Here is a 20,998-nt window from a genome sequence, read left to right on the forward strand (position 1 = left end):
GGGGGTGGGGGGGGGGGGGGCGGGGGGGGGGTTCCCCCCCCCCCCCCCCGGGGGGGCCGGTGGCACTTGGTTCTGTTATGGGGGGCCCCGGCCGGACAGCTGTCCGGCCGGGCCCCTCTCCTCGTCGTGGGTTACTGCTCCGTCTTGCGGAGACGGAACGTCAGGGCCAGGCCCTCGTCCGTGAACGGCTCGCCGTACGTCGGGTCCGCCTCGCCCTGCGCGTAGTCCAGGGCCAGGACCTCGTCCGCGATCAGGGCGGCGTGCTCGGCCAGCGCCTCCACCGTGGCGGGGGAGGACGACGTCCAGCGGACGGCGATGCGGTCCGCCACGTCCAGGCCGCTGTTCTTGCGGGCCTCCTGGATGAGGCGGATCGCGTCACGGGCCAGGCCCGCGCGCCGCAGCTCCGGCGTGATCTCCAGGTCCAGGGCGACCGTCGCGCCCGAGTCGGACGCGACCGACCAGCCCTCGCGCGGCGTCTCGGTGATGATCACCTCGTCCGGGGAGAGGGCGACCGTCTCGCCGTCCACCTCGACGGACGCGGTGCCCTCGCGCAGGGCCAGCGAGAGGGCCGCCGCGTCGGCGTTCGCGACCGCCTTGGCCACCGCCTGGACGCCCTTGCCGAACCGCTTGCCGAGCGCCCGGAAGTTGGCCTTCGCCGTCGTGTCGACCAGCGAGCCGCCGACCTCGGACAGCGAGGCCAGCGAGGAGACGTTCAGCTCCTCCGTGATCTGGGCGTGCAGCTCGGGGGAGAGCGTCTCGAAGCCGGTCACCGCGACCAGGGCGCGGGACAGCGGCTGGCGGGTCTTGACGCCGGACTCGGCGCGGGTGGCCCGGCCCAGCTCGACCAGCCGGCGCACCAGCGCCATCTGCGTGGAGAGGGCCGGGTCGATCGCCGCCGGGTCCGCCTTCGGCCAGGTGGACAGGTGCACCGACTCGGGGGCGTCCGGAGTGACCGGGACGACGAGGTCCTGCCAGACCCGCTCGGTGATGAACGGGGTGAGCGGGGCCATCAGCCGGGTCACCGTCTCGACGACCTCGTGCAGGGTGCGCAGCGCCGCCTTGTCGCCCTGCCAGAAACGGCGGCGCGAGCGGCGCACGTACCAGTTGGACAGGTCGTCGACGAAGGCGGACAGGAGCTTGCCGGCGCGCTGGGTGTCGTAGCCCTCCAGGGCCTGCGTGACCTGGTCCACCAGCGCGTTCAGCTCGCTCAGCAGCCAGCGGTCCAGGACCGTGCGGTCCGCCGGGGCCGGGTCGGCCGCGGAGGGGGCCCAGTCCGACGTACGGGCGTACAGGGCCTGGAAGGCGACCGTGTTCCAGTACGTCAGGAGGGTCTTGCGGACCACCTCCTGGATCGTGTTGTGGCCGACGCGCCGGGCCGCCCACGGGGAGCCGCCGGCCGCCATGAACCAGCGCACCGCGTCCGCGCCGTGCTGGTCCATGAGCGGGATCGGCTGGAGGATGTTCCCCAGGTGCTTGGACATCTTCCGGCCGTCCTCGGCGAGGATGTGGCCCAGGCAGACCACGTTCTCGTACGACGACTTGTCGAAGACCAGGGTGCCGACCGCCATCAGCGTGTAGAACCAGCCGCGGGTCTGGTCGATGGCCTCCGAGATGAACTGCGCCGGGTAGCGGCTCTCGAAGATCTCCTTGTTCTTGTACGGGTAGCCCCACTGCGCGAACGGCATCGAGCCCGAGTCGTACCAGGCGTCGATGACCTCAGGGACGCGGCGGGCCTCCAGTCGGCAGTTCTCCTGCGAGCAGGTGAACGTGACCTCGTCGATGAACGGGCGGTGCGGGTCCAGCCCGGAGAGGTCGGTGCCGGTGAGCTCGCCGAGCTCGGCACGGGAGCCGACGCAGGTGAGGTGACCGTCCTCGCAGCGCCAGATCGGCAGCGGGGTGCCCCAGTAGCGGTTGCGGGACAGTGCCCAGTCGACGTTGTTGTTCAGCCAGTCGCCGAAGCGGCCGTGCTTGACGGAGTCCGGGAACCAGTTGGTCTTCTCGTTCTCCTGGAGCAGCCGGTCCTTGACGGCGGTCGTGCGGATGTACCAGGACGGCTGCGCGTAGTAGAGCAGCGCGGTGTGGCAGCGCCAGCAGTGCGGGTAACTGTGCTCGTACGGGACGTGCCGGAAGAGCTTGCCGCGGGCGGCCAGGTCCTCGGTGAGCGCCTCGTCGGCCTTCTTGAAGAAGACGCCGCCGACCAGGGGCAGGTCCTCCTCGAAGGTGCCGTCGGGGCGGACCGGGTTCACGACCGGGAGGCCGTACGCCTTGCAGACCAGGAGGTCGTCGGCGCCGAAGGCGGGGGACTGGTGGACCAGACCCGTACCGTCCTCGGTCGTCACGTACTCGGCGTTGACGACGTAGTGCGCCTCGGCCGGGAAGTCGACGAGGGCGAAGGGGCGCTCGTAGGTCCAGCGCTCCATCTCGCGGCCGGTGAAGGTCTCACCGGTGGTCTCCCAGCCCTCGCCCAGTGCCTTCTCGACGAGCGGCTGCGCGACGACCAGCTTCTCCTCGCCGTTCGTCGCGACGACGTACGTGACGTCGGGGTGGGCGGCGACGGCGGTGTTGGAGACCAGGGTCCAGGGGGTGGTCGTCCAGACCAGGAGCGAGGCGCTGCCGGCGAGCGGGCCGGAGGTGAGGGGGAAGCGGACGAAGACCGACGGGTCGACGACCGTCTCGTACCCCTGCGCCAGCTCGTGGTCGGACAGGCCGGTGCCGCAGCGGGGGCACCAGGGGGCGACGCGGTGGTCCTGGACCAGCAGGCCCTTGTTGAAGATCTCCTTCAGCGACCACCACACCGACTCGACGTACTCGGGGTCCATCGTGCGGTACGCGTCGTCGAGGTCGACCCAGTAGCCCATGCGGGTCGTGAGCTCGGTGAACGCGTCGGTGTGCCGGGTCACGGACTCGCGGCACCTGGCGTTGAACTCGGCGATGCCGTACGCCTCGATGTCCTTCTTGCCGTTGAAGCCCAGCTCCTTCTCGACCGCGAGCTCGACCGGCAGCCCGTGGCAGTCCCAGCCCGCCTTGCGGCCGACGTGGTAGCCCTGCATGGTGCGGAAGCGGGGGAAGACGTCCTTGAAGACGCGGGCCTCGATGTGGTGGGCGCCGGGCATGCCGTTGGCGGTGGGCGGGCCCTCGTAGAAGACCCACTCGGGGCGGCCCTCGGACTGTTCGAGGCTCTTGGCGAAGACCTTGCTCTCGCGCCAGAAATCGAGCACGGCGTGCTCCAGCGCGGGCAGGTCGACCTGGGCGGGTACCTGGCGGTACTGCGGCGATGTCATGGGCGAACTTCCTCCGGCGGACGTTTTCCACTTCCGTCGGAGGGACGAGAGCCTCGTCGACTCCCGCGGTACCACCCTCCTTGGCCCCGGGCGTGCGTCCGTGGCCCCCTCATTGGGATCGCGATGCCGGTTCTACTCGCCCTGCGCCCGTGGGCGGAACCCACTGTCCAAAGCTTTCTTCCGACGGCTCCGGGTGATCTTCACGACGCGCTCGCCCCCGGGCTTCCACCGTCCCCGGGTCGCTCCTGGCTGCGTACGACGCTACTCGTCCCATCCACGCCTCTCGCTGTGGCAAGTGTAAGGGCCCGCACGGGGAGCGGCCGACCGGTTTTGCCGCGGGAGGGGGCGTGACCCGAATGGCCAGACGGGCGCGCACCGGGCCGGGGCGGGGCCGGGAGGCGGATTACCCGGCGGTGAGCTGGGCACAACGGATGCAGGCAGGTCGGAAACCCGGCGTGGGGAGGAGCGATTCGGCGGCGTGCCCCGTTGCCGCGGGGCTGGGGTCGATTTATCGTCCCAGCACGATTCGCGTGCAAGATCACAATATGTGAAGGGGCCGTGGCCATGGTGGCGAAGAAGACCGCCGCGAAGAAGACGGCGCCGACGAGATCCACGGGCGCGACGGCCGGGAGGACCGGCGCGGAGGCGGGGCCGGAGACCGTCCTGGAAGCCGGGCCGGAGGAAGCGGCGGTGAAGGAGACCGTGGTGAAGAAGACCGCGGTGAAGAAGACCGCCGCGAGGAAAACGGCGACGAAGAAGGCCGTGGTGAAGAAGACCGTGGTGAAGGAGAGCACGACCAGGAAAGGGCCGGCGTCCGCCGAGCACACGGACGCCGGGCACGGGCCGCCGGCAGGCGAGGCGCCCGCGAAGAAGGCCGCCCACGCGGCCACGGTGGCGGCCGAGTCCGCCGAGCAGACGGGAGCCCACACGGTGGTAGCCAAGAAGAGCGCGGCCCGGACCCGCACGGCCGACGGGGACATGGCCCCCCTGCCCCCGGCCCGGGGAACCGCCACGACCATCCCCGGCGAGCTGGCGGTCCGGCCGGGCGAGGACCCCTGGACGCCGGACGAGGTCGCCGAGGCACGGGCCGAGCTGAGCAGCGAGGTCATGCGGCTGCGCAGCGAGATGGAGGCCGCCAGCGCCGCACTCGCCGGGCTGATGCGCGACTCCGGCGACGGAGCCGGTGACGACGACGCGGACACCGGCACCAAGAACATCACCCGCGAGCACGAGATGTCGCTCGCCGCCAACGCGCAGGAGATGCTGGAGCAGACCGAGCGGGCCCTGGCCCGGCTCGACGCAGGGACGTACGGGCTGTGCGAGGTCTGCGGCAACCCGATCGGCAAGGCACGGATGCAGGCGTTCCCCCGAGCCACGCTCTGTGTCGAGGACAAACAGAAGCAGGAGCGCCGAGGCTGAACCGCGGCGGCGTGTCGTACCCTCGTCCTCAGTCAGGAACCTAGGTTGAGGGACTCACGTGGCAGAGGCGGAGCGCATCATCGGTACGCCGGACATCCCCGAGACTGAGGGGACCGAAGGAGACGGGGCCGAGGACCGGGCGGCGAGCCCGGCCGGGGAGGCGGCCCCTGCTCGGGGCAGGCGGAAGATCATGGTGCTCTTCGGAGTGGCCGTGTTCGCCTACCTCCTCGACCTGATCAGCAAGATGATCGTGGTCGCGAAGCTGGAGCACCACGAGCCCATCGAGGTCATCGGCGACTGGCTGCAGCTCAGCGCGATCCGCAACCCCGGTGCCGCGTTCGGCTTCGGCGAGGCGTTCACCATCATCTTCACCTTCATCGCGGCGACCGTGATCGTCGTGATCGCCCGCCTCGCGCGCAAGCTCTACAGCCTGCCGTGGGCCATCGCGCTCGGGCTGCTGCTCGGCGGCGCGCTCGGCAACCTCACCGACCGCATCTTCCGCGCCCCCGGAGTCTTCGAGGGCGCGGTGGTGGACTTCATCGCCCCCGCGCACTTCGCCGTCTTCAACCTGGCCGACTCCGCGATCGTCTGCGGCGGCATCCTGATCGTGATCCTCTCCTTCAAGGGCCTGGACCCCGACGGCACCGTGCACAAGGACTAGCGGGCGCAAGGCATACTCGATCAGGTGAGTACGCATCCCGAGGTCCGCACCCTGCCCGTACCCGACGGCCTGGAGGGCGAGCGCGTCGACGCCGCCATTTCCCGGATGTTCGGCTTCTCCCGCACCAAGGCCGCGGAGCTGGCCGCCGCCGGGAAGGTGCAGGTGGACGGCTCGGTGGTCGGGAAGTCCGAGCGGGTCAGGGGCGGTGCCTGGCTGGAGGTGGAGATGCCGCAGGCGCCCGCTCCGGTGCAGATCGTGGCCGAGCCCGTAGAGGGCATGGAGATCGTGCACGACGACGACGACATCGTCGTGATCGTGAAGCCGGTCGGCGTCGCAGCCCACCCGAGCCCCGGCTGGACCGGCACGACCGTCATCGGCGGTCTCGCCGCGGCCGGGTACCGGATCTCGACCTCCGGCGCCGCCGAGCGCCAGGGCATCGTCCACCGCCTCGACGTCGGCACCTCGGGCCTGATGGTGGTCGCCAAGTCCGAGCGGGCCTACACCCTGCTGAAGGGGCAGTTCCGCGACCGGGTCGTCGAGAAGAAGTACCACGCGCTGGTCCAGGGCCACCCGGACCCGATGAGCGGCACCATCGACGCCCCCATCGGCCGCCACCCCAACCACGACTACAAGTGGGCCGTCACGGCCGAGGGCAAGCCCTCCGTGACGCACTACGACCTCATCGAGGCCTACCGCGCCGCCAGCCTCCTGGACATCAAGCTGGAGACGGGCCGCACGCACCAGATCCGGGTGCACATGTCCGCCCACCGCCACCCCTGCGTCGGTGACCTCACCTACGGCGCCGACCCGACGATGGCCAAACGCCTCGGCCTGACCCGGCAGTGGCTGCACGCCGTCCGGCTCGGCTTCGAGCACCCGGCCGACGGCCGCTGGGTGGAGTTCGCCAGCCGCTACCCGGACGACCTCCAGCAGGCCCTGGACAAGATCGCGGCGGAGAGTCAGTGAGCGACCCGGTCGCCCCGTACACCACGCGCACCGCCGTCGGCGAGCAGGATCTCGCGGCCTGTTTCCAGGTCCGCAAGGAGGTCTTCGTCGTCGAGCAGGAGGTGCCCGAGGAGATCGAGTACGACGTCCACGACGCGGACGCCGTGCACGTCGTCGCCTTCGCGGCGGACGGCACGGCGCTCGGGACCGGGCGGCTGCTGCACGGACCGGCCGCCGCCACCAGGACCGGCGGGGACCCGGCCGTCGGCTCGCTCGGCAGGCTCGCGGTGACCAGGGCGGCGCGCGGCCTCGGCGTCGGCGCCGCGCTGGTCCGGGCCATCGAGGACGCGGCCCGCGAGCTGGGCCTGGCCGCCGTCGACCTGCACGCCCAGACCCACGCCCTCGGCTTCTACGAGCGGCTCGGATACGTGGCGTACGGCCCCGAGTTCCCCGACGCCGGGATGCCCCACCGGGCGATGCGGCGCACCCTGTAGCCGCGCCGGGCCGAGCCGGCCCGAGCGGAGTCGCGCCGGCCCGAGCCGCCTCCCTGCCCGTGCCGTCCGGGCCCACGTTCCCGCCCGCGTCCTGGCACGGGGCGGATCCGGTGTCGCGCCGACACCTCCTTCCGTACGACCGGACCGTCTCGCGCCGACAAGAGCCGGTCACGGATACATCGGAGGAATGCGGGCCGCGTGGTGGGGAGAAGGGGGGTGATGTCCGTATTGTGTGCCCGGCATGGCAGGCTTTGAGCCGGCTACGCCGGTCGGGTGGACCGGCCCACCGCGCTACGGAAGGCTCCCCGTGGACCAAATGGCACTGCTCCTCCTGCTGCTGCTCGGGGCGGTGGTCACGGTTCCCCTCGGGGAGCGCCTGGGGTTGCCCGCGCCGGTGCTGATGACGCTCGCCGGAGTCGGCATGGCGTTCGTCAGCTTCGTGCCGAACGTGGACATCCCGCCCGAGATCATCCTTCCGGCGCTGCTGCCGCCACTGCTCTACGCCTCCGTGCAGCGCACCTCCTGGCGGCAGTTCGCCGCCAACAAACGACCGATCTTTCTGCTGGCCGTGGCGCTGGTCTTCGTCACCACGGCCGCCGTCGCCGCGGTCGCCAACGCGATAGTCCCTGGGCTGCCCATCGCCGCCGCCGTGGCGCTCGGCGCGCTGGTCGCCCCGCCCGACCCGGTCGCCGCGACGGCCGTCGCGGGGTCGGTCGGGCTGCCGCGCAGGCTCGTCTCCATCCTGGAGGGCGAGGGGCTGTTCAACGACGTGACCGCGATCGTGCTGTACCACGTGGCGATCGCCGCCGCGGTGAGCGGCACCTTCTCGTTGCCGGAGGCGTTCGGGCTGCTGATCCTCTCCGCGGTCGTCGCCGTGGCGGTGGGTCTCGTGCTGGGCTGGCTCACCATCAAGCTCATGGGTCTGCTCGGGGACGCCACGCTCCAGGTCGGCCTCACCCTGCTGGTGCCGTTCGTGAGCTATGTGCTCGCGGAGGAACTGAAGGGGTCGGGCGTCCTCGCCGTCCTCACCACCGCGCTCTTCCTCGCCGAGCACACCGCCGACGCCGACGACGTGCTCGGGCGGCTCACCGGCCGCAGCTTCTGGGAGATCGTCGACACCCTCGTCACGGGCGTCGCCTTCGGCCTGATCGGTCTCGAACTGCACAACGTCTTCGGGACGGCGGACGGGCGGGAGCTCCAGATGCTGGGCTGGGGCCTGGTCGTCGTCGTGGTCGTCGTCGGCGTACGGCTGCTGTACCTGCTGCCCGCCACCTGGCTCGCCAAGCGGCTGCACACCCGGCGCGACGTCAGCGAGGAGATCCCCACCAGCTGGCGGGAGACCGTCGTGATGTGGTGGTCCGGGATGCGCGGGGTCGCCTCGGTGGCGCTGGCGCTCGCCATCCCGCTGCAGACGGACGACGGGAAGCCGTTCCCCGGACGCGACGAGATCGTCTTCATCGCCTTCGCCGTGATCATGGCCACGCTCGTCGTGCAGGGGCTCACGCTGCCGTGGCTGGTGCGCAAGCTCCACGTCAAGGCGGACACCGCGACCGAGGAGGCGCTGGAGAAGGACCTCGCGATCCGTGCCGCCAAGGCCGCGAAGCAGCGGCTGAAGGAGATCCGGGAGGACGAGGACTTCCCGGAGGAGGTCGCCGAGCGGCTGCAGCGGATGGCGTACGACATGGGGGCGCGGATCAGTCCCGACATGGTCGACGACGAACGCCGCGAGGCGTACGCGCAGCGCGCCGAGCGCTTCAAGGCGGTCAGTCGGGTCCAGCGCGAGATGATGTCGGCCGCCCGCCACGCGGTGCTCTCGGCCCGCAACGAGGCGGGGACGGACCCGGAGATCGTCGACCGGGTGCTGCGGCAGCTGGACGTGCGCAGCCTGCGGTGAGCCGGGAGGCGGCCGGGCGTTCCCGGGAGGAGCACCGGGCCGGGCGCGCGGCGGGGTTTCCCCGCCTGGCCGGGCTCCGCGGTCCCGGCCGTGGCTGGCACCATGGCCCCATGAACATCATGCTCTTCCACTCGACGTACGGTCTGCGCCCGGCGGTGCACGCGGCCGCCGACCGGCTCCGCGCCGCCGGACACGAGGTGCAGGTGCCCGATCTCTTCGAGGGCCGCACCTTCGACACCGTCGAGGAGGGCCTGGCCTTCAAGGCGGAAGTGGGCAAGGACGAGCTGCTCAGGCGGGCCGTGCTCGCCGCCGCGCCCTACTCCGAACGCGGCCTGGTGTACGCGGGTTTCTCGTTCGGGGCCGCCACCGCGCAGACCCTGGCGCTCGGTGACTCGAAGGCCCGCGGGCTGCTGATGTTCCACGGCACCTCGGACATCGCCGAGAACGCCTCGGTGGACGAACTCCCGGTGCAGTTGCACGTCGCCGACCCGGACGCGTTCGAGACGCACGACTGGCTGAACACCTGGTACCTCCAGATGCAGCGGACCGGGGCCGACGTCGAGATCTACCGCTACCCGGGCGCGGGGCACCTCTTCACGGACCACGAACTGCCCGACTTCGACCGGGAGTCGGCCGAGCTGGCCTGGAAGGTCTCGCTCGGCTTCCTCGCCACGCTGTGACGCGCGACGGGCCCCGCGTCGTTGCGGGGCCCGTCAGAGGTGCGGAGTGGATCAGCCCCGGTAGGCGGTCCAGTTGTCGCTCATGCGCTGCACCTGGCCCGCCGTGAACTGGGTCATGCACGAGTCGTAGGTGTAGTCCATGAAGTTGTGGATCGGGTCGACACCGGTCTTGCTGGCGCAGGAGTCGCGTCCGGTCGGGCACGCGTACGCGGGGCTCTTCTCGGCCGGGGTGTCGGCCACGTAGTCACCGTTTCCATTGCAGCCGCCCTGGAAGGTGTGGTACAGCCCCAGCCAGTGGCCGACCTCGTGGGTGGCGGTGTCGCCCTCGTTGTAGTTGGTGGCGGAGCCGCCGGGCAGCGAGCTGTCGAGGATGACGACGCCGTCGTCCGAGGGGTTGGACTTGTACGAGCTGGGGAAGGTGGCCCAGCCCAGCAGGCCGCCGCCGAGGTTGGCGGTGTAGATGTTGAGGGCGTTCGCGCCGCCCTTGCGCAGCGAGGACTTCATGGCCTTCTCGGCGGTGGAGCCGGGGGAGACGCCGTCGTACCAGGCGCTGTTGTCCGTGTAGTCCGTGCCGGCCAGCGTGTACTGGAAGCCGGTGGCGGTGTTGCCCGTGCCCTGCCCGCCGTAGGCGGCGTTCAGGACCTTCATCTGGTTGTCGATGTCGGCCGCGCTGAGCTTGCCGGTCGTCCCGGAGTGCACGACGTGGAAGTACACCGGGATCGTCGCGCCCGCGGCGAGCGAGGGGCCGTTGACCCGTCGGTCCGCGAGTCTCTGCTTCAACTGCGCGTCCATGGCCTTGGCCTGGGCCGCGGTCAGCTCGTTGGGGTCGTCGGCGTGGGCGGTGCCCGAGGGGCGGGCCTCCCGGGCCGTGGCGGCGATGCCCGTGTCGTCCGCGCACTTCTGGGCGGAGGCCGCGGAGGTCTTGGCGACGGCGGAGGCGGTGGCGCCGGAAGGAGCGGAGAGCGGTGCCAGGGCCAGGGTTCCGGCCAGAACGGCGGTGCCGATCGCACGGTTGCGCATACGCGGCGATATACGGGCAAGAGCGCGCACTGAGACTCCTCGCGAATGTGTGGGAGAGGCATTTCCTCCCCCGCCGCCGGGAGATTACGTGCGCATGCCATGCGCAGAAGAGGAATGATCAAGCCCAATCGAGCGCTCGCCAAAGGGTGGAAAGCGGGAGGAATCTTTCTCCCCGTTTCGGAGTTTGAGACGGCGGCGCAACCGTAGGCGTGACATCGGCGGGTGGTGTGTCCCCATTCGGGCCGTGGGACACGCCACCCGCCGTAGCGATGTCATGCGCCGTCGGCATATGAACCGATGGCTGAAAATGATCCCTCAGTGCACCGGGCGGTCCACCCGCTCGACCTTCTGCGTCCCGCTGAGCGTCCGGTACGAGCGCGTCCAGGCGGACGTCGCGTCGCGCTTCGTCCGGTCGGAGACGGCGTAGTAGTCCATCTGCGAGTGCTCGGCGGTCACGTCGAGGACGCCGTAGCCGTGCGAGTCCATGTCCACCCACTTCACGTGGCGGTTGGCGGCCTTGACCGCGGCGGCCGCGATCACCGAGACCGTGTGCGGCGCCACGTGCAGGATGTCGTCGATGTTGTCCGAGGTCACCGACGTCACCACGAACTCGGTGGCGGCCGAGGCGGAGAGCGGGTACGTCGCCGCCTTCACCGGGACGTCGTTGGCCCACGCCATGTGGATGTCACCGGTCAGGAAGACCGTGTTGGTGATCGACCGGTCCCGCAGGTGCGCGATCAGCTCCTTGCGGTCGTCCGTGTAACCGTCCCACTGGTCGACGTTGACGGCGAGCCCCTCCTTGGGCAGCCCCAGCAGTTCGGCCAGCGGCTCCAGCAGGTGCGCGGGCACGGAACCGAACGCGACCGGCGAGATCATCACCGAGGTGCCGACCAGCTTCCAGGTGGCCTCCGAGCCGGCCAGCCCCGCCTTCAGCCAGTCCAGCTGCGCCCGGCCGGTGATGGTGCGCTCCGGGTCGTCGACCGCGCCGTCGCCGGTCTTCGCCTGCTGGGAGCGGAAGCTGCGCAGGTCGAGGAGGTGGAGGTCGGCCAGGTTGCCGAAGCGCAGCCGCCGGTAGACGGTGCCCTCGGTGGAGGCGCGGACCGGCATCCACTCGAAGTACGCCTGCTTGGCGCCCGCGACCCGGTCCGCCCAGGCGCCCTCCGTGCCCGGCGTGTGGTTCTCGGCCCCGCCCGACCAGGTGTCGTTGGCGAACTCGTGGTCGTCCCAGATCGCGATCACCGGGTGGGTGGCGTGCAGGGTCTGGAGGTCGGTGTCCGTCTTGTACGCGCCGTGCCGGGTGCGGTAGTCGGCGAGGGTGAGGATCTCGTGCCTCGGCTCGTGCGGCCGCACGACGTACTTCGCGTCCGGGTAGCTGCCCGACGCGTACTCGTAGATGTAGTCGCCGAGGTGGAGCACGGCGTCGAGGTCGGCGCGGGCGGCGAGGTGGCGGTACGGGGAGAAGTACCCGGCCTCCCAGTTGGCGCACGACACCACCCCGAACCGCACACCGGGCGTGGCCGCACCGGCCGCCGGAGCCGTCCGGGTCCGGCCGACCGGCGAGGCGGTTCCCGCGCCGTCCCCCGCCGTGAAGCGGAACCAGTACGTGGTGGCGGGGGCCAGGCCCCGCACATCGGCCTTGACGGTGTGGTCGGACGCGGCCCGCGCGACGGTGGTGCCCCGCGCGACGACGCGGGCGAACCCCTTGTCCTCGGCGACCTCCCAGCCCACCGCGGTGTCGGCGCCGAGGCCCGAACCCGGTACGGCGTCCGGGGTCGGGGTGACACGGGTCCACAGGAGGATGCCGTCGGGGAGCGGGTCGCCGGAGGCGACGCCGTGAAGGAAGGCGGGCCCGGCCGCGGCCTGCGCGGTCGTGGCGGCCCCCAGCACGGGAACCGCGACGGCGGTGGCGGCAGCGGCCCTGACGACCGTGCGGCGGCTGGGGGAGGGGAGCGGCGAGAAACTCTGATGACTGGTCACGGACAAAAATCCTACTGACGGGTAAAGCCAACGGGCAGGCGAACCAAGGAAGTTCGCCTGCCCGTCGAGGACCTGCCGCCGGGACGTCGCCGTCCGGTCAGCCCTTCAGCGCGGCCGTGATCGCGGTGTTGAACTCCTCCACCGTCATCGGGGCGTTCTGGCCGTCCGAGCCGGTGAGCGTCTTGCCGCCCATCTTCACGGTCGGCGTGCCCCTCACCCCGCTGTCGTCGAACGTCGCCGACATCTTCATCGCCCAGTTGTCGAACGTGCCGTCCTCGACGTTCTTCCGGAACTCGGCGTTGCCCTTCAGCGAGTCCACCGAGTCGGCGACCTCGATCAGGTAGGAGTCCTTCTTGAACTTGTCGTCGGTCTCCTCCGGGTGGTACTTCGCGGAGTAGAGCGCGGCCTTGTAGTCGAGGAAGGCGTCCGGGCTGACGTCGAGCGCCGCGCCGAGCGCGCTCAGCGCGTTCTTCGAGCCCTCGCCGCCGGCGCCGTTGTCGATGAACGTGGCACCGATGTACTTGATCTTGTACTTGCCGGCGTCGACGTCCTTGTGCACCTGCTCGCCGATGGTCTGCTCGAAGGTGGCGCAGACCGGGCAGCGGGAGTCCTCGTACAGCTCCAGGGTCTTCTTGGCGCTCGACTTGCCGATGACGACGGTGGTGCCGTTCTCGCCCGAGGTGTTCTTGGGCGCGGTCACGCTCTTCGCGTCCTTGGCCGCCTCCCAGTGGGACGGCTTGTTCAGCTGCATGACGCCCCAGCCGACACCGCCCGCGATCGCGAGGACGGCGACGATCGAGACGCCGACGACGACCTGCCGGCGGGTCTTGTCCCGCTTGGCCTGGCGCTCGCGCTCGGCGCGCAGACGCTCACGGGCCGCCGCCTTGTTGGCCTGGCTGTTGCGCTTGCTCATGTTCTTCTCTCCATGGGTGTGGTGGTACGTGGGTGGGGACTCGGGTGCTCAGGCGATGACGGCCGAGCGCGGCGGTCCCCTCCGTCCCACGGAGTGCACGAGCAGCCGGGCGTGGACGAGCGGGCGCGGGCCGTGTCCGGCGGGCCGCACCCGGCGGCGCACGGAGCGGCGGGCCGTACCGGCCACGGCGACCGCGATCAGCAGCGGCCGGAACGCCAGGGCGGCGGCCGCGCCCAGCAGGGCGACCAGCGCCGCCTCGCCGCGCCGGAGCCAGGCCGCGGCGAACAGGCCGACCGTCACATGGGCGGCCAGCAGCAGCCACGGCACCGCCGGGCCCGGGGAGGCCAGCAGCGAGGCCGCCGTGTGCCCGGCATCGGTCACCGAGGCGAACGGGGCACCGATGTCACCGGCCCCCGCCGCGCCGGTACCGACCTCGCCGCCCCCGCACAGCACATCGACACCGACCGAGCGCAGCGGCCCGGCGATCGGACCGCCCGCCGCCCCGTAACAGAGGTGCTGACCGGTGGTGAAGACGGTGTCGGCGGCCAGCTCCAGCGGGACCAGCAGCCCGGCGATCGCCCCGAAACCGCGCTCCCGGCCGGCCAGCGCGTACGCCACGGCGAAGACCGCGCCGGCCAGCAGGGCGACCACGGTCAGCGGCAGCGGGACCCGGGAGAGCAGCACATGGGACGCAGCGGAGAGCGTCACGACGAGCGCTGTGAAGAGCGCCGCGCGCACGACTCTGAGCTGCGTCCCGGATATGTCCATCGTCGAGGAGTGTCGCATGCGAATCTGTGGATGACCCCGAAGGGGCCGGGAATGAGGGGGCCGAGGGGGCTACAGCCCCGGGATGCGGCCGTTGCGGAAGAGGTCCACGAAGATCTGGTGGTCGGCGCGGGCGCGGGCGCCGTAGTCGTGGGCGAAGTCCACCAGCAGACCGGCGAAGCCCTCCTCGTCCGCCGCGATCGCCGCGTCGATCGCACGCTCGGTGGAGAACGGCACCAGCGAGTGGCCGCTCTCGTCGTCCGCCGCGGCGTGCATCGTCGCCGTCGCCCGCCCGAGGTCGGCGACGACCGCCGCGATCTCCTCCGGCTCGTCGATGCCGGACCAGTCGAGATCGACCGCGTACGGGGACACCTCGGCGACCAGCTGGCCCGCCCCGTCCAGCTCCGTCCAGCCGAGCCACGGGTCGGCGTGCGCCTGCAGGGCGCGCTGGGAGATCACGGTGCGGTGGCCCTCGTGGCGGAAGTACCCGCGCACCGCCGCGTCGGTGATGTGCCGGGAGACCGCGGGCGTCTGCGCCTGCTTGAGGTAGATCACCACGTCGTTCTCCAGGGCGTCGCTGTTGCCCTCCAGCAGGATGTTGTACGAGGGCAGCCCGGCCGAGCCGATGCCGATGCCGCGCCGGCCGACGACGTCCTTCACCCGGTACGAGTCGGGGCGGGCCAGGCTCGACTCCGGCAGCGTCTCCAGATAGCCGTCGAAGGCGGCCAGCACCTTGTAGCGCGTCGCCGCGTCGAGGTCGATCGAGCCGCCGCCCGGGGAGAACCTGCGCTCGAAGTCCCGGATCTCCGTCATCGAGTCCAGCAGCCCGAACCGGGTCAGCGACCGGGCGTCGCGCAGCGCGTCCAGCAGCGGGCCCCCGGCCGTGTCGAGCGTGAACGGGGGCACCTCGTCGTTCTTCGCGCCCGTCGCCAGGACGTGGATCCGCTCGCGGTAGGCCGCGGCGTAGATCCGGACCAGCTCGGTGATCTGGTCGTCGCCGAGCGCCTTCGCGTACCCGATCAGCGCGACGGAGGCGGCGAACCGCTTGAGGTCCCAGGTGAACGGGCCGACGTACGCCTCGTCGAAGTCGTTCACGTTGAAGACCAGCCGGCCGTTGGCGTCCATGTACGTGCCGAAGTTCTCCGCGTGCAGATCGCCGTGGATCCATACCCGGCCGGTCCGCTCGTCCAGGTACGGACCGCCGTGCCGCTCCTGCTCCAGATCGCTGTAGAACAGGCACGCCGTGCCCCGGTAGAAGGCGAACGCCGAGCCCGCCATCCTGCGGAACTTGACCCGGAAGGCAGCCGGATCGGCGGCCAGCAGCTCTCCGAACGCGATGTCGAAGACCTCAAGAATCTGCTCGCCGCGCCGTGCCGAGCCGGTCCGCGCTTCCGACATCTCCGGGTGCCTCCTGATACCTGACGTGCATGACAGCCGTGCATGACAAATGGGACGGGGTCCTCGGTCCGTCCAACGCGCGACCGCACCCGGTAGTGCCCGTCGTCCGTCGGCCCGGAGACGTAGACTTCCACGCTGTCCCCCCAGTAACTCATCGCCTGTTCTCCCGGAGGCCCGACGCCGTGACCAAGCCGCCCTTTACGCACCTCCACGTCCACACCCAGTACTCGCTGCTGGACGGTGCCGCGCGGCTCAAGGACATGTTCAATGCCTGTAATGAAATGGGCATGTCGCACATTGCGATGACGGACCACGGCAACCTGCACGGCGCCTACGACTTCTTCCACTCGGCGCAGAAGGCGGGCGTCACGCCGATCATCGGCATCGAGGCGTACGTCGCCCCGGAGTCGCGCAAGCACAAGCGGAAGATCCAGTGGGGCCAGCCGCACCAGAAGCGCGACGACGTGTCGGGTTCGGGCGGTTACACCCACAAGACGATCTGGGCGGCGAACTCGACCGGCCTGCACAACCTCTTCAAGCTGTCCTCGGACGCCTACGCCGAGGGCTGGCTGCAGAAGTGGCCGCGCATGGACAAGGAGACCATCGCCCAGTGGTCCGAGGGCCTGATCGCCTCCACCGGCTGCCCCTCGGGCGAGGTGCAGACCCGGCTGCGGCTCGGCCAGTTCGACGAGGCGGTCCAGGCGGCCTCCGACTACAAGGACATCTTCGGCGAGGGCCGGTACTTCCTGGAGCTGATGGACCACGGCATCGACATCGAGCGCCGGGTCCGCGACGGGCTGCTGGAGATCGGCAAGAAGCTCGGCATCCCGCCGCTGGTGACCAACGACTCGCACTACACCTACTCGCACGAGGCCGCCGCGCACGACGCGCTGCTCTGCATCCAGACCGGCAAGAACCTCTCCGACCCGGACCGCTTCCGCTTCGACGGCACCGGCTACTACCTCAAGTCGACCGACGAGATGTACGCCGTCGACTCCTCCGAGGCCTGGCAGGAGGGGTGCCGCAACACGCTGCTGGTCGCCGAGCAGATCGACACCTCCGGCATGTTCGAGAAGCGCGACCTGATGCCGAAGTTCGAGATCCCCGAGGGCTACACGGAGGTCACCTGGTTCCAGGAGGAGGTCCGGGTCGGCATGAACCGCCGCTTCCCGGGCGGCGTCCCCGAGGACCGGCAGAAGCAGGCCGAGTACGAGATGGACGTCATCATCCAGATGGGGTTCCCGGGCTACTTCCTCGTGGTCGCCGACTTCATCATGTGGGCGAAGAACAACGGCATCGCGGTCGGCCCCGGCCGAGGCTCCGCGGCCGGTTCGATCGTGGCCTACGCCATGGGCATCACCGACCTCGACCCGATCGAGCACGGGCTGATCTTCGAGCGGTTCCTCAACCCCGAGCGCGTCTCCATGCCCGACGTCGACATCGACTTCGACGAGCGTCGGCGCGTCGAAGTGATCAGGTACGTGACGGAGAAGTACGGCGCCGACAAGGTCGCCATGATCGGCACGTACGGAAAGATCAAGGCGAAGAACGCCATCAAGGACTCCGCCCGCGTCCTCGGCTACCCGTACGCGATGGGCGACCGGCTCACCAAGGCCATGCCCGCCGACGTCCTCGGCAAGGGCATCGACCTCGACGGCATCACCAACCCCAAGCACCCGCGCTACAGCGAGGCGGGCGAGATCCGGGGGATGTACGAGAACGAACCGGACGTGAAGAAGGTCATCGACACCGCCAAGGGCGTCGAGGGCCTGGTCCGGCAGATGGGTGTGCACGCCGCCGGCGTCATCATGTCCAGCGAACCCATCGTCGAACACGCCCCGGTCTGGGTGCGGCACACCGACGGCGTCACCATCACGCAGTGGGACTATCCGCAGTGCGAGTCGCTCGGCCTGCTGAAGATGGACTTCCTCGGCCTGCGCAACCTCACCATCATGGACGACGCCGTGAAGATGGTGGAGTCCAACAAGGGCGTCAAGCTGGACCTGCTGGCCCTCCCGCTGGACGACCCGAAGACGTACGAGATGCTCTGCCGCGGTGACACGCTCGGCGTGTTCCAGTTCGACGGCGGCCCGATGCGCTCCCTGCTGCGCCAGATGCAGCCCGACAACTTCGAGGACATCTCCGCCGTCTCGGCCCTCTACCGGCCGGGCCCGATGGGCATGAACTCGCACACGAACTACGCCGAGCGCAAGAACGGCCGCCAGGAGATCACCCCGATCCACCCGGAGCTGGAGGAGCCGCTCAAGGAGACGCTCGGCCTCACCTACGGCCTGATCGTCTACCAGGAGCAGGTGCAGAAGGCCGCCCAGATCGTCGCCGGCTACTCGCTCGGCGAGGCCGACATCCTGCGCCGCGTGATGGGCAAGAAGAAGCCCGAGGAGCTGGAGAAGAACTTCGTCCTCTTCCAGGCGGGCGCCAAGAAGAAGGGCTTCTCCGACGAGGCGATCCAGGCCCTGTGGGACGTGCTGGTCCCGTTCGCCGGATACGCGTTCAACAAGGCGCACTCCTCCGCGTACGGCCTGGTCACCTACTGGACCGCGTACCTCAAGGCGAACTACCCCGCCGAGTACATGGCGGCCCTGCTGACCTCGGTCAAGGACGACAAGGACAAGTCGGCCGTCTACCTCAACGAGTGCCGCCGCATGGGCATCAAGGTGCTGCCGCCCAATGTGAACGAGTCCCTGTCGAACTTCGCCGCCCAGGGCGACGACGTGATCCTCTTCGGCCTCACCGCCGTGCGCAACGTGGGCCAGAACGTCGTCGACTCGATCATCCGGTGCCGCAAGGCGAAGGGGAAGTACAGCAGCTTCCCCGACTTCCTGGACAAGGTCGAAGCGGTCGTCTGCAACAAGCGCACCGTCGAATCGCTGATCAAGGCCGGCGCCTTCGACGAGATGGGCCACACCCGCAAGGGCCTGGTCGCCCACCACGAACCGATGATCGACAACGTGGTGCAGGTCAAGCGCAAGGAGGCCGAGGGACAGTTCGACCTCTTCGGCGGCATGGGCGAGGAGGAGAGCGACGAGCCGGGCTTCGGGCTCGACGTGGAGTTCTCCGACATCGAGTGGGAGAAGTCCTACCTGCTGGCCCAGGAACGCGAGATGCTCGGCCTGTACGTCTCCGACCACCCGCTGTTCGGGCTGGAGCACGTGCTGTCCGACAAGGCCGACGCCTCGATCTCCCAGCTGACCGGCGGCGAGCACGCCGACGGCGCCGTCGTCACCGTGGGCGGCATCATCTCCGGCCTCCAGCGCAAGATGACCAAGCAGGGCAACGCCTGGGCCATCGCCACCGTCGAGGACCTCGCGGGCTCCATCGAATGCATGTTCTTCCCGGCCACCTACCAGCTGGTCTCCACCCAGCTCGTCGAGGACACCGTCGTCTTCGTCAAGGGACGGCTCGACAAACGGGAGGACGTGCCCCGGCTGGTCGCCATGGAGATGCAGGTCCCCGACATCTCCTCGGCCGGCACCAACGCCCCCGTGGTCCTGACCATCCCCACCGTCAAGATCACCCCGCCCATGGTCAGCCGTCTCGGTGAGGTCCTCAGCAGCCACCGGGGCGACACCGAGGTGCGGATCAGGCTCCAGGGCCCCCGCAAGACCACGGTGCTCCGGCTGGACCGGCACCGGGTGAAGCCCGACCCGGCGCTCTTCGGGGACCTGAAGGTGCTGCTCGGCCCGTCCTGCCTGGCCGGCTGAGCCGGACCACGACGCACGACAGGGGCGCCCCCGCGAGAGAGCGGGGGCGCCCCTGTCGGCCGTCCGGCCGAAACCGGACCGGGGAAGGACCCGGTCAGTTGTGGCCGAAGCGCCGCTGGTGCTTACGAGCAACATCGGCAGGGCTGCCCTGGGCCTGCGACTGCGGCTGTATCTGCGATTCGTACGCGGTCGTCTTGCCCTGTTCCGCGCTGGGGTCCGGACCGGTCGCGCGGTTCTGCCGGCTGCTCTGCTTGCGGTTCTTGTTCTTGGCCATGGTGCGTTCCTCCTGTGGGGAATCTCGGGGCCAGGACCGCGTTCAGATTCACATGGCGGGACAAAGCATGCATGTTGGATCATTACCGTGCGTAGCGATGGCCCGTCCCGCACGGTTTTCCGGATCCGCCACGCCGATGATCGAGTTCCGGCCGTCAACCCCCGCGCGGTCGGGCAGACTCGAAGGAAACCCTGGGCAGGGACCGCACCCGAACTTCTGGAAGAGGGTGGAACGCGTGGACCGTTGCGTCGTCCTGGTGGACGCCGGCTACCTGCTGGGCGCAGCCGCGAGCCTGCTGGCCGGAGAGCCCGCCCGCTCCCGCATCACCGTCGACCACGCGGCCCTCATCCGGGGCCTGCGGGAACGCGCCGAGGAGGACACGCGACAGCCGCTGCTGCGGATCTACTGGTTCGACGGCGCCCCCGACCGCGTACCGCAGCCCGAGCACCGCAGACTGCGCGTGATGCCCCGGGTGACGGTCCGGCTGGGCGCTCTCACCCGCAGTGACGGGCGCTGGGCGCAGAAGGGCGTCGACGCCGCGATGCACGCCGAGCTCACCGAACTGGCCAGGAACCGCGCCTGCTCCGACGTGGTGCTGGTCACCGGGGACGGCGATCTGCTGCCCGGTCTGATGTCCGCCAAGGAACACGGCGTCGCCGTCCATCTGTGGGCCGTCCAGGCCGCCGACGGCGATTACAACCAGTCCGAGGACCTGGTGGCCGAGGCCGACGAACGAAGGGTGCTCGACCGGGCCTGGATCACCGGGGCCGTACGGGCCAAGGAGACCGGAGGCGTCTGCGCCCCGCCGCCCGCGCCCCGCCCGGAGATCGCCGCGATCCTCTCCGCGCCGCTGCCCGAGGCGGCGCCGGCCGCATCCGCCGAGCGTGCCTCGGAGGCCCGTGCGGCGGCTGCCGACGGAGCCGCCCCGCCGGCCGGGGAGAGCCCCGCCGCCGACCGGTCCGGCAACGGCGGCCGGGGCGTCCCCACCCCCAAGGACCTGGCGGGCAGCCTGCGCGGCCCCGGCGCCCAGCCCGACCGGCACACCACCCCGCCCCCGGCCGCCGGGGCGACCCTGCGCTGGTCGTCCGACAAGGGCTGGGTGGAGCGCGGCGGACCGCTGGGCGAGCCCGCCGAAACCGCCTCCCTGCCGACCCTGGCCCAGCTCACCAGCGCCGAACAGCGCTGGGCGGACCGCGAGGAGGACATCACCACCGTCGGCGGCGACCCCTTCGAGGTGGGCCAGGTCTTCGCCCGGCGCTGGATGGAACGGCTGCCCGAGACCGTCCACCTCCAGAAGCTGTCGACCATGTACCCGCGCATCCCGCACCGCATCGACGGCGAACTGCTGCGCTACGCGGCCCGGTTCGGCCTGCTCGCCCACAAGGACGACCAGATCGACGAGCACGACCGCTATGCGATCCGGGCGGGGTTCTGGCGGGAGATCGACGTACGGGCCGCCGCGGAGCACGCTCCGGCGACGGCGGAGCGGCCGGGCCCCTCGGGCGGCTGACGGGCCGCGCGGTGAACGCCCCGGGCGGCGGTGCCGACGCCGGGG

15 protein-coding genes are annotated in these 20,998 nt (G+C 70.6%); 8 read left to right on the forward strand and 7 right to left on the reverse strand.

The features are described 5' to 3' along the window. Window positions 1–131: 131 nt before the first annotated feature. Window positions 132–3,281, reverse strand: coding sequence for an isoleucine--tRNA ligase (gene ileS / locus ACWCXX_RS28470; RefSeq protein ID WP_451132099.1), 3,150 nt, complete (start codon window positions 3,279–3,281; stop codon window positions 132–134). Between the two features lie 564 nt (window positions 3,282–3,845). Between ileS and ACWCXX_RS28475 the strand changes: the two genes are divergently transcribed. From ACWCXX_RS28475 to ACWCXX_RS28500, 6 genes are all read left to right on the forward strand, one after another. Then, on the forward strand, window positions 3,846–4,700 hold the full coding sequence (locus tag ACWCXX_RS28475) for a TraR/DksA family transcriptional regulator (RefSeq protein ID WP_451132101.1): 855 nt from the start codon (window positions 3,846–3,848) through the stop codon (window positions 4,698–4,700). A gap of 58 nt (window positions 4,701–4,758) precedes the next feature. Continuing rightward, complete coding sequence (gene lspA, locus ACWCXX_RS28480; protein WP_451132103.1) at window positions 4,759–5,361, forward strand: signal peptidase II; 603 nt, start codon at window positions 4,759–4,761, stop codon at window positions 5,359–5,361. A 24-nt stretch (window positions 5,362–5,385) separates the two neighbouring features. Then, a complete protein-coding gene (locus ACWCXX_RS28485) occupies window positions 5,386–6,327 on the forward strand; it encodes an RluA family pseudouridine synthase (protein ID WP_451132105.1) in 942 nt (313 codons plus the stop codon). Continuing rightward, window positions 6,324–6,800 carry a GNAT family N-acetyltransferase gene (locus ACWCXX_RS28490; protein ID WP_451132107.1) on the forward strand — a complete coding sequence of 159 codons (477 nt, stop codon included), beginning with the start codon at window positions 6,324–6,326 and terminating at the stop codon, window positions 6,798–6,800. Before ACWCXX_RS28485 ends, ACWCXX_RS28490 begins: the two co-directional genes overlap by 4 nt. A 307-nt stretch (window positions 6,801–7,107) precedes the next feature. Continuing rightward, a complete protein-coding gene (locus ACWCXX_RS28495) occupies window positions 7,108–8,694 on the forward strand; it encodes a Na+/H+ antiporter (RefSeq protein WP_451132109.1) in 1,587 nt (528 codons plus the stop codon). Window positions 8,695–8,804: 110 nt separating this feature from the next. After that, on the forward strand, window positions 8,805–9,374 hold the full coding sequence (locus ACWCXX_RS28500; RefSeq protein ID WP_451132111.1) for a dienelactone hydrolase family protein: 570 nt from the start codon (window positions 8,805–8,807) through the stop codon (window positions 9,372–9,374). A gap of 51 nt (window positions 9,375–9,425) precedes the next feature. Here the strand turns inward: ACWCXX_RS28500 and ACWCXX_RS28505 are convergent, their stop codons facing one another. The 5 genes from ACWCXX_RS28505 to ACWCXX_RS28525 all read right to left on the reverse strand — a co-directional run bounded on the left by ACWCXX_RS28505 (window position 9,426) and on the right by ACWCXX_RS28525 (window position 15,447). Continuing rightward, the gene (locus ACWCXX_RS28505) at window positions 9,426–10,394 is read right to left on the reverse strand and encodes a zinc metalloprotease (protein WP_451132113.1); all 969 of its coding nucleotides are present in this window, start codon (window positions 10,392–10,394) and stop codon (window positions 9,426–9,428) included. 315 nt (window positions 10,395–10,709) lie between these two features. Then, a complete protein-coding gene (locus tag ACWCXX_RS28510) occupies window positions 10,710–12,371 on the reverse strand; it encodes an alkaline phosphatase D family protein (protein WP_451132115.1) in 1,662 nt (553 codons plus the stop codon). A 97-nt stretch (window positions 12,372–12,468) separates the two neighbouring features. Next, the gene (locus ACWCXX_RS28515; protein WP_451132117.1) at window positions 12,469–13,284 is read right to left on the reverse strand and encodes a DsbA family protein; all 816 of its coding nucleotides are present in this window, start codon (window positions 13,282–13,284) and stop codon (window positions 12,469–12,471) included. Window positions 13,285–13,332: 48 nt separating this feature from the next. Beyond that, the gene (locus ACWCXX_RS28520) at window positions 13,333–14,052 is read right to left on the reverse strand and encodes a hypothetical protein (protein ID WP_451132119.1); all 720 of its coding nucleotides are present in this window, start codon (window positions 14,050–14,052) and stop codon (window positions 13,333–13,335) included. 69 nt (window positions 14,053–14,121) lie between these two features. Continuing rightward, entirely contained in the window at window positions 14,122–15,447 is a 1,326-nt protein-coding gene (locus ACWCXX_RS28525) for a DUF2252 domain-containing protein (protein ID WP_451132121.1), read from the reverse strand. Between the two features lie 182 nt (window positions 15,448–15,629). Between ACWCXX_RS28525 and dnaE the strand changes: the two genes are divergently transcribed. After that, window positions 15,630–19,169 (forward strand): DNA polymerase III subunit alpha, encoded by a 3,540-nt coding sequence (gene dnaE, locus ACWCXX_RS28530; RefSeq protein WP_451132123.1) that lies wholly within the window; start codon window positions 15,630–15,632, stop codon window positions 19,167–19,169. A gap of 94 nt (window positions 19,170–19,263) precedes the next feature. Here dnaE and ACWCXX_RS28535 read toward each other — a convergent pair whose 3' ends face one another. Then, the gene (locus tag ACWCXX_RS28535; RefSeq protein WP_451132125.1) at window positions 19,264–19,443 is read right to left on the reverse strand and encodes a hypothetical protein; all 180 of its coding nucleotides are present in this window, start codon (window positions 19,441–19,443) and stop codon (window positions 19,264–19,266) included. A gap of 226 nt (window positions 19,444–19,669) precedes the next feature. Between ACWCXX_RS28535 and ACWCXX_RS28540 the strand changes: the two genes are divergently transcribed. After that, the gene (locus tag ACWCXX_RS28540; RefSeq protein WP_451132127.1) at window positions 19,670–20,953 is read left to right on the forward strand and encodes an NYN domain-containing protein; all 1,284 of its coding nucleotides are present in this window, start codon (window positions 19,670–19,672) and stop codon (window positions 20,951–20,953) included. Window positions 20,954–20,998 lie beyond the last annotated feature (45 nt).

It is taken from the genome of Streptomyces sp. NPDC001732 (assembly GCF_053596315.1).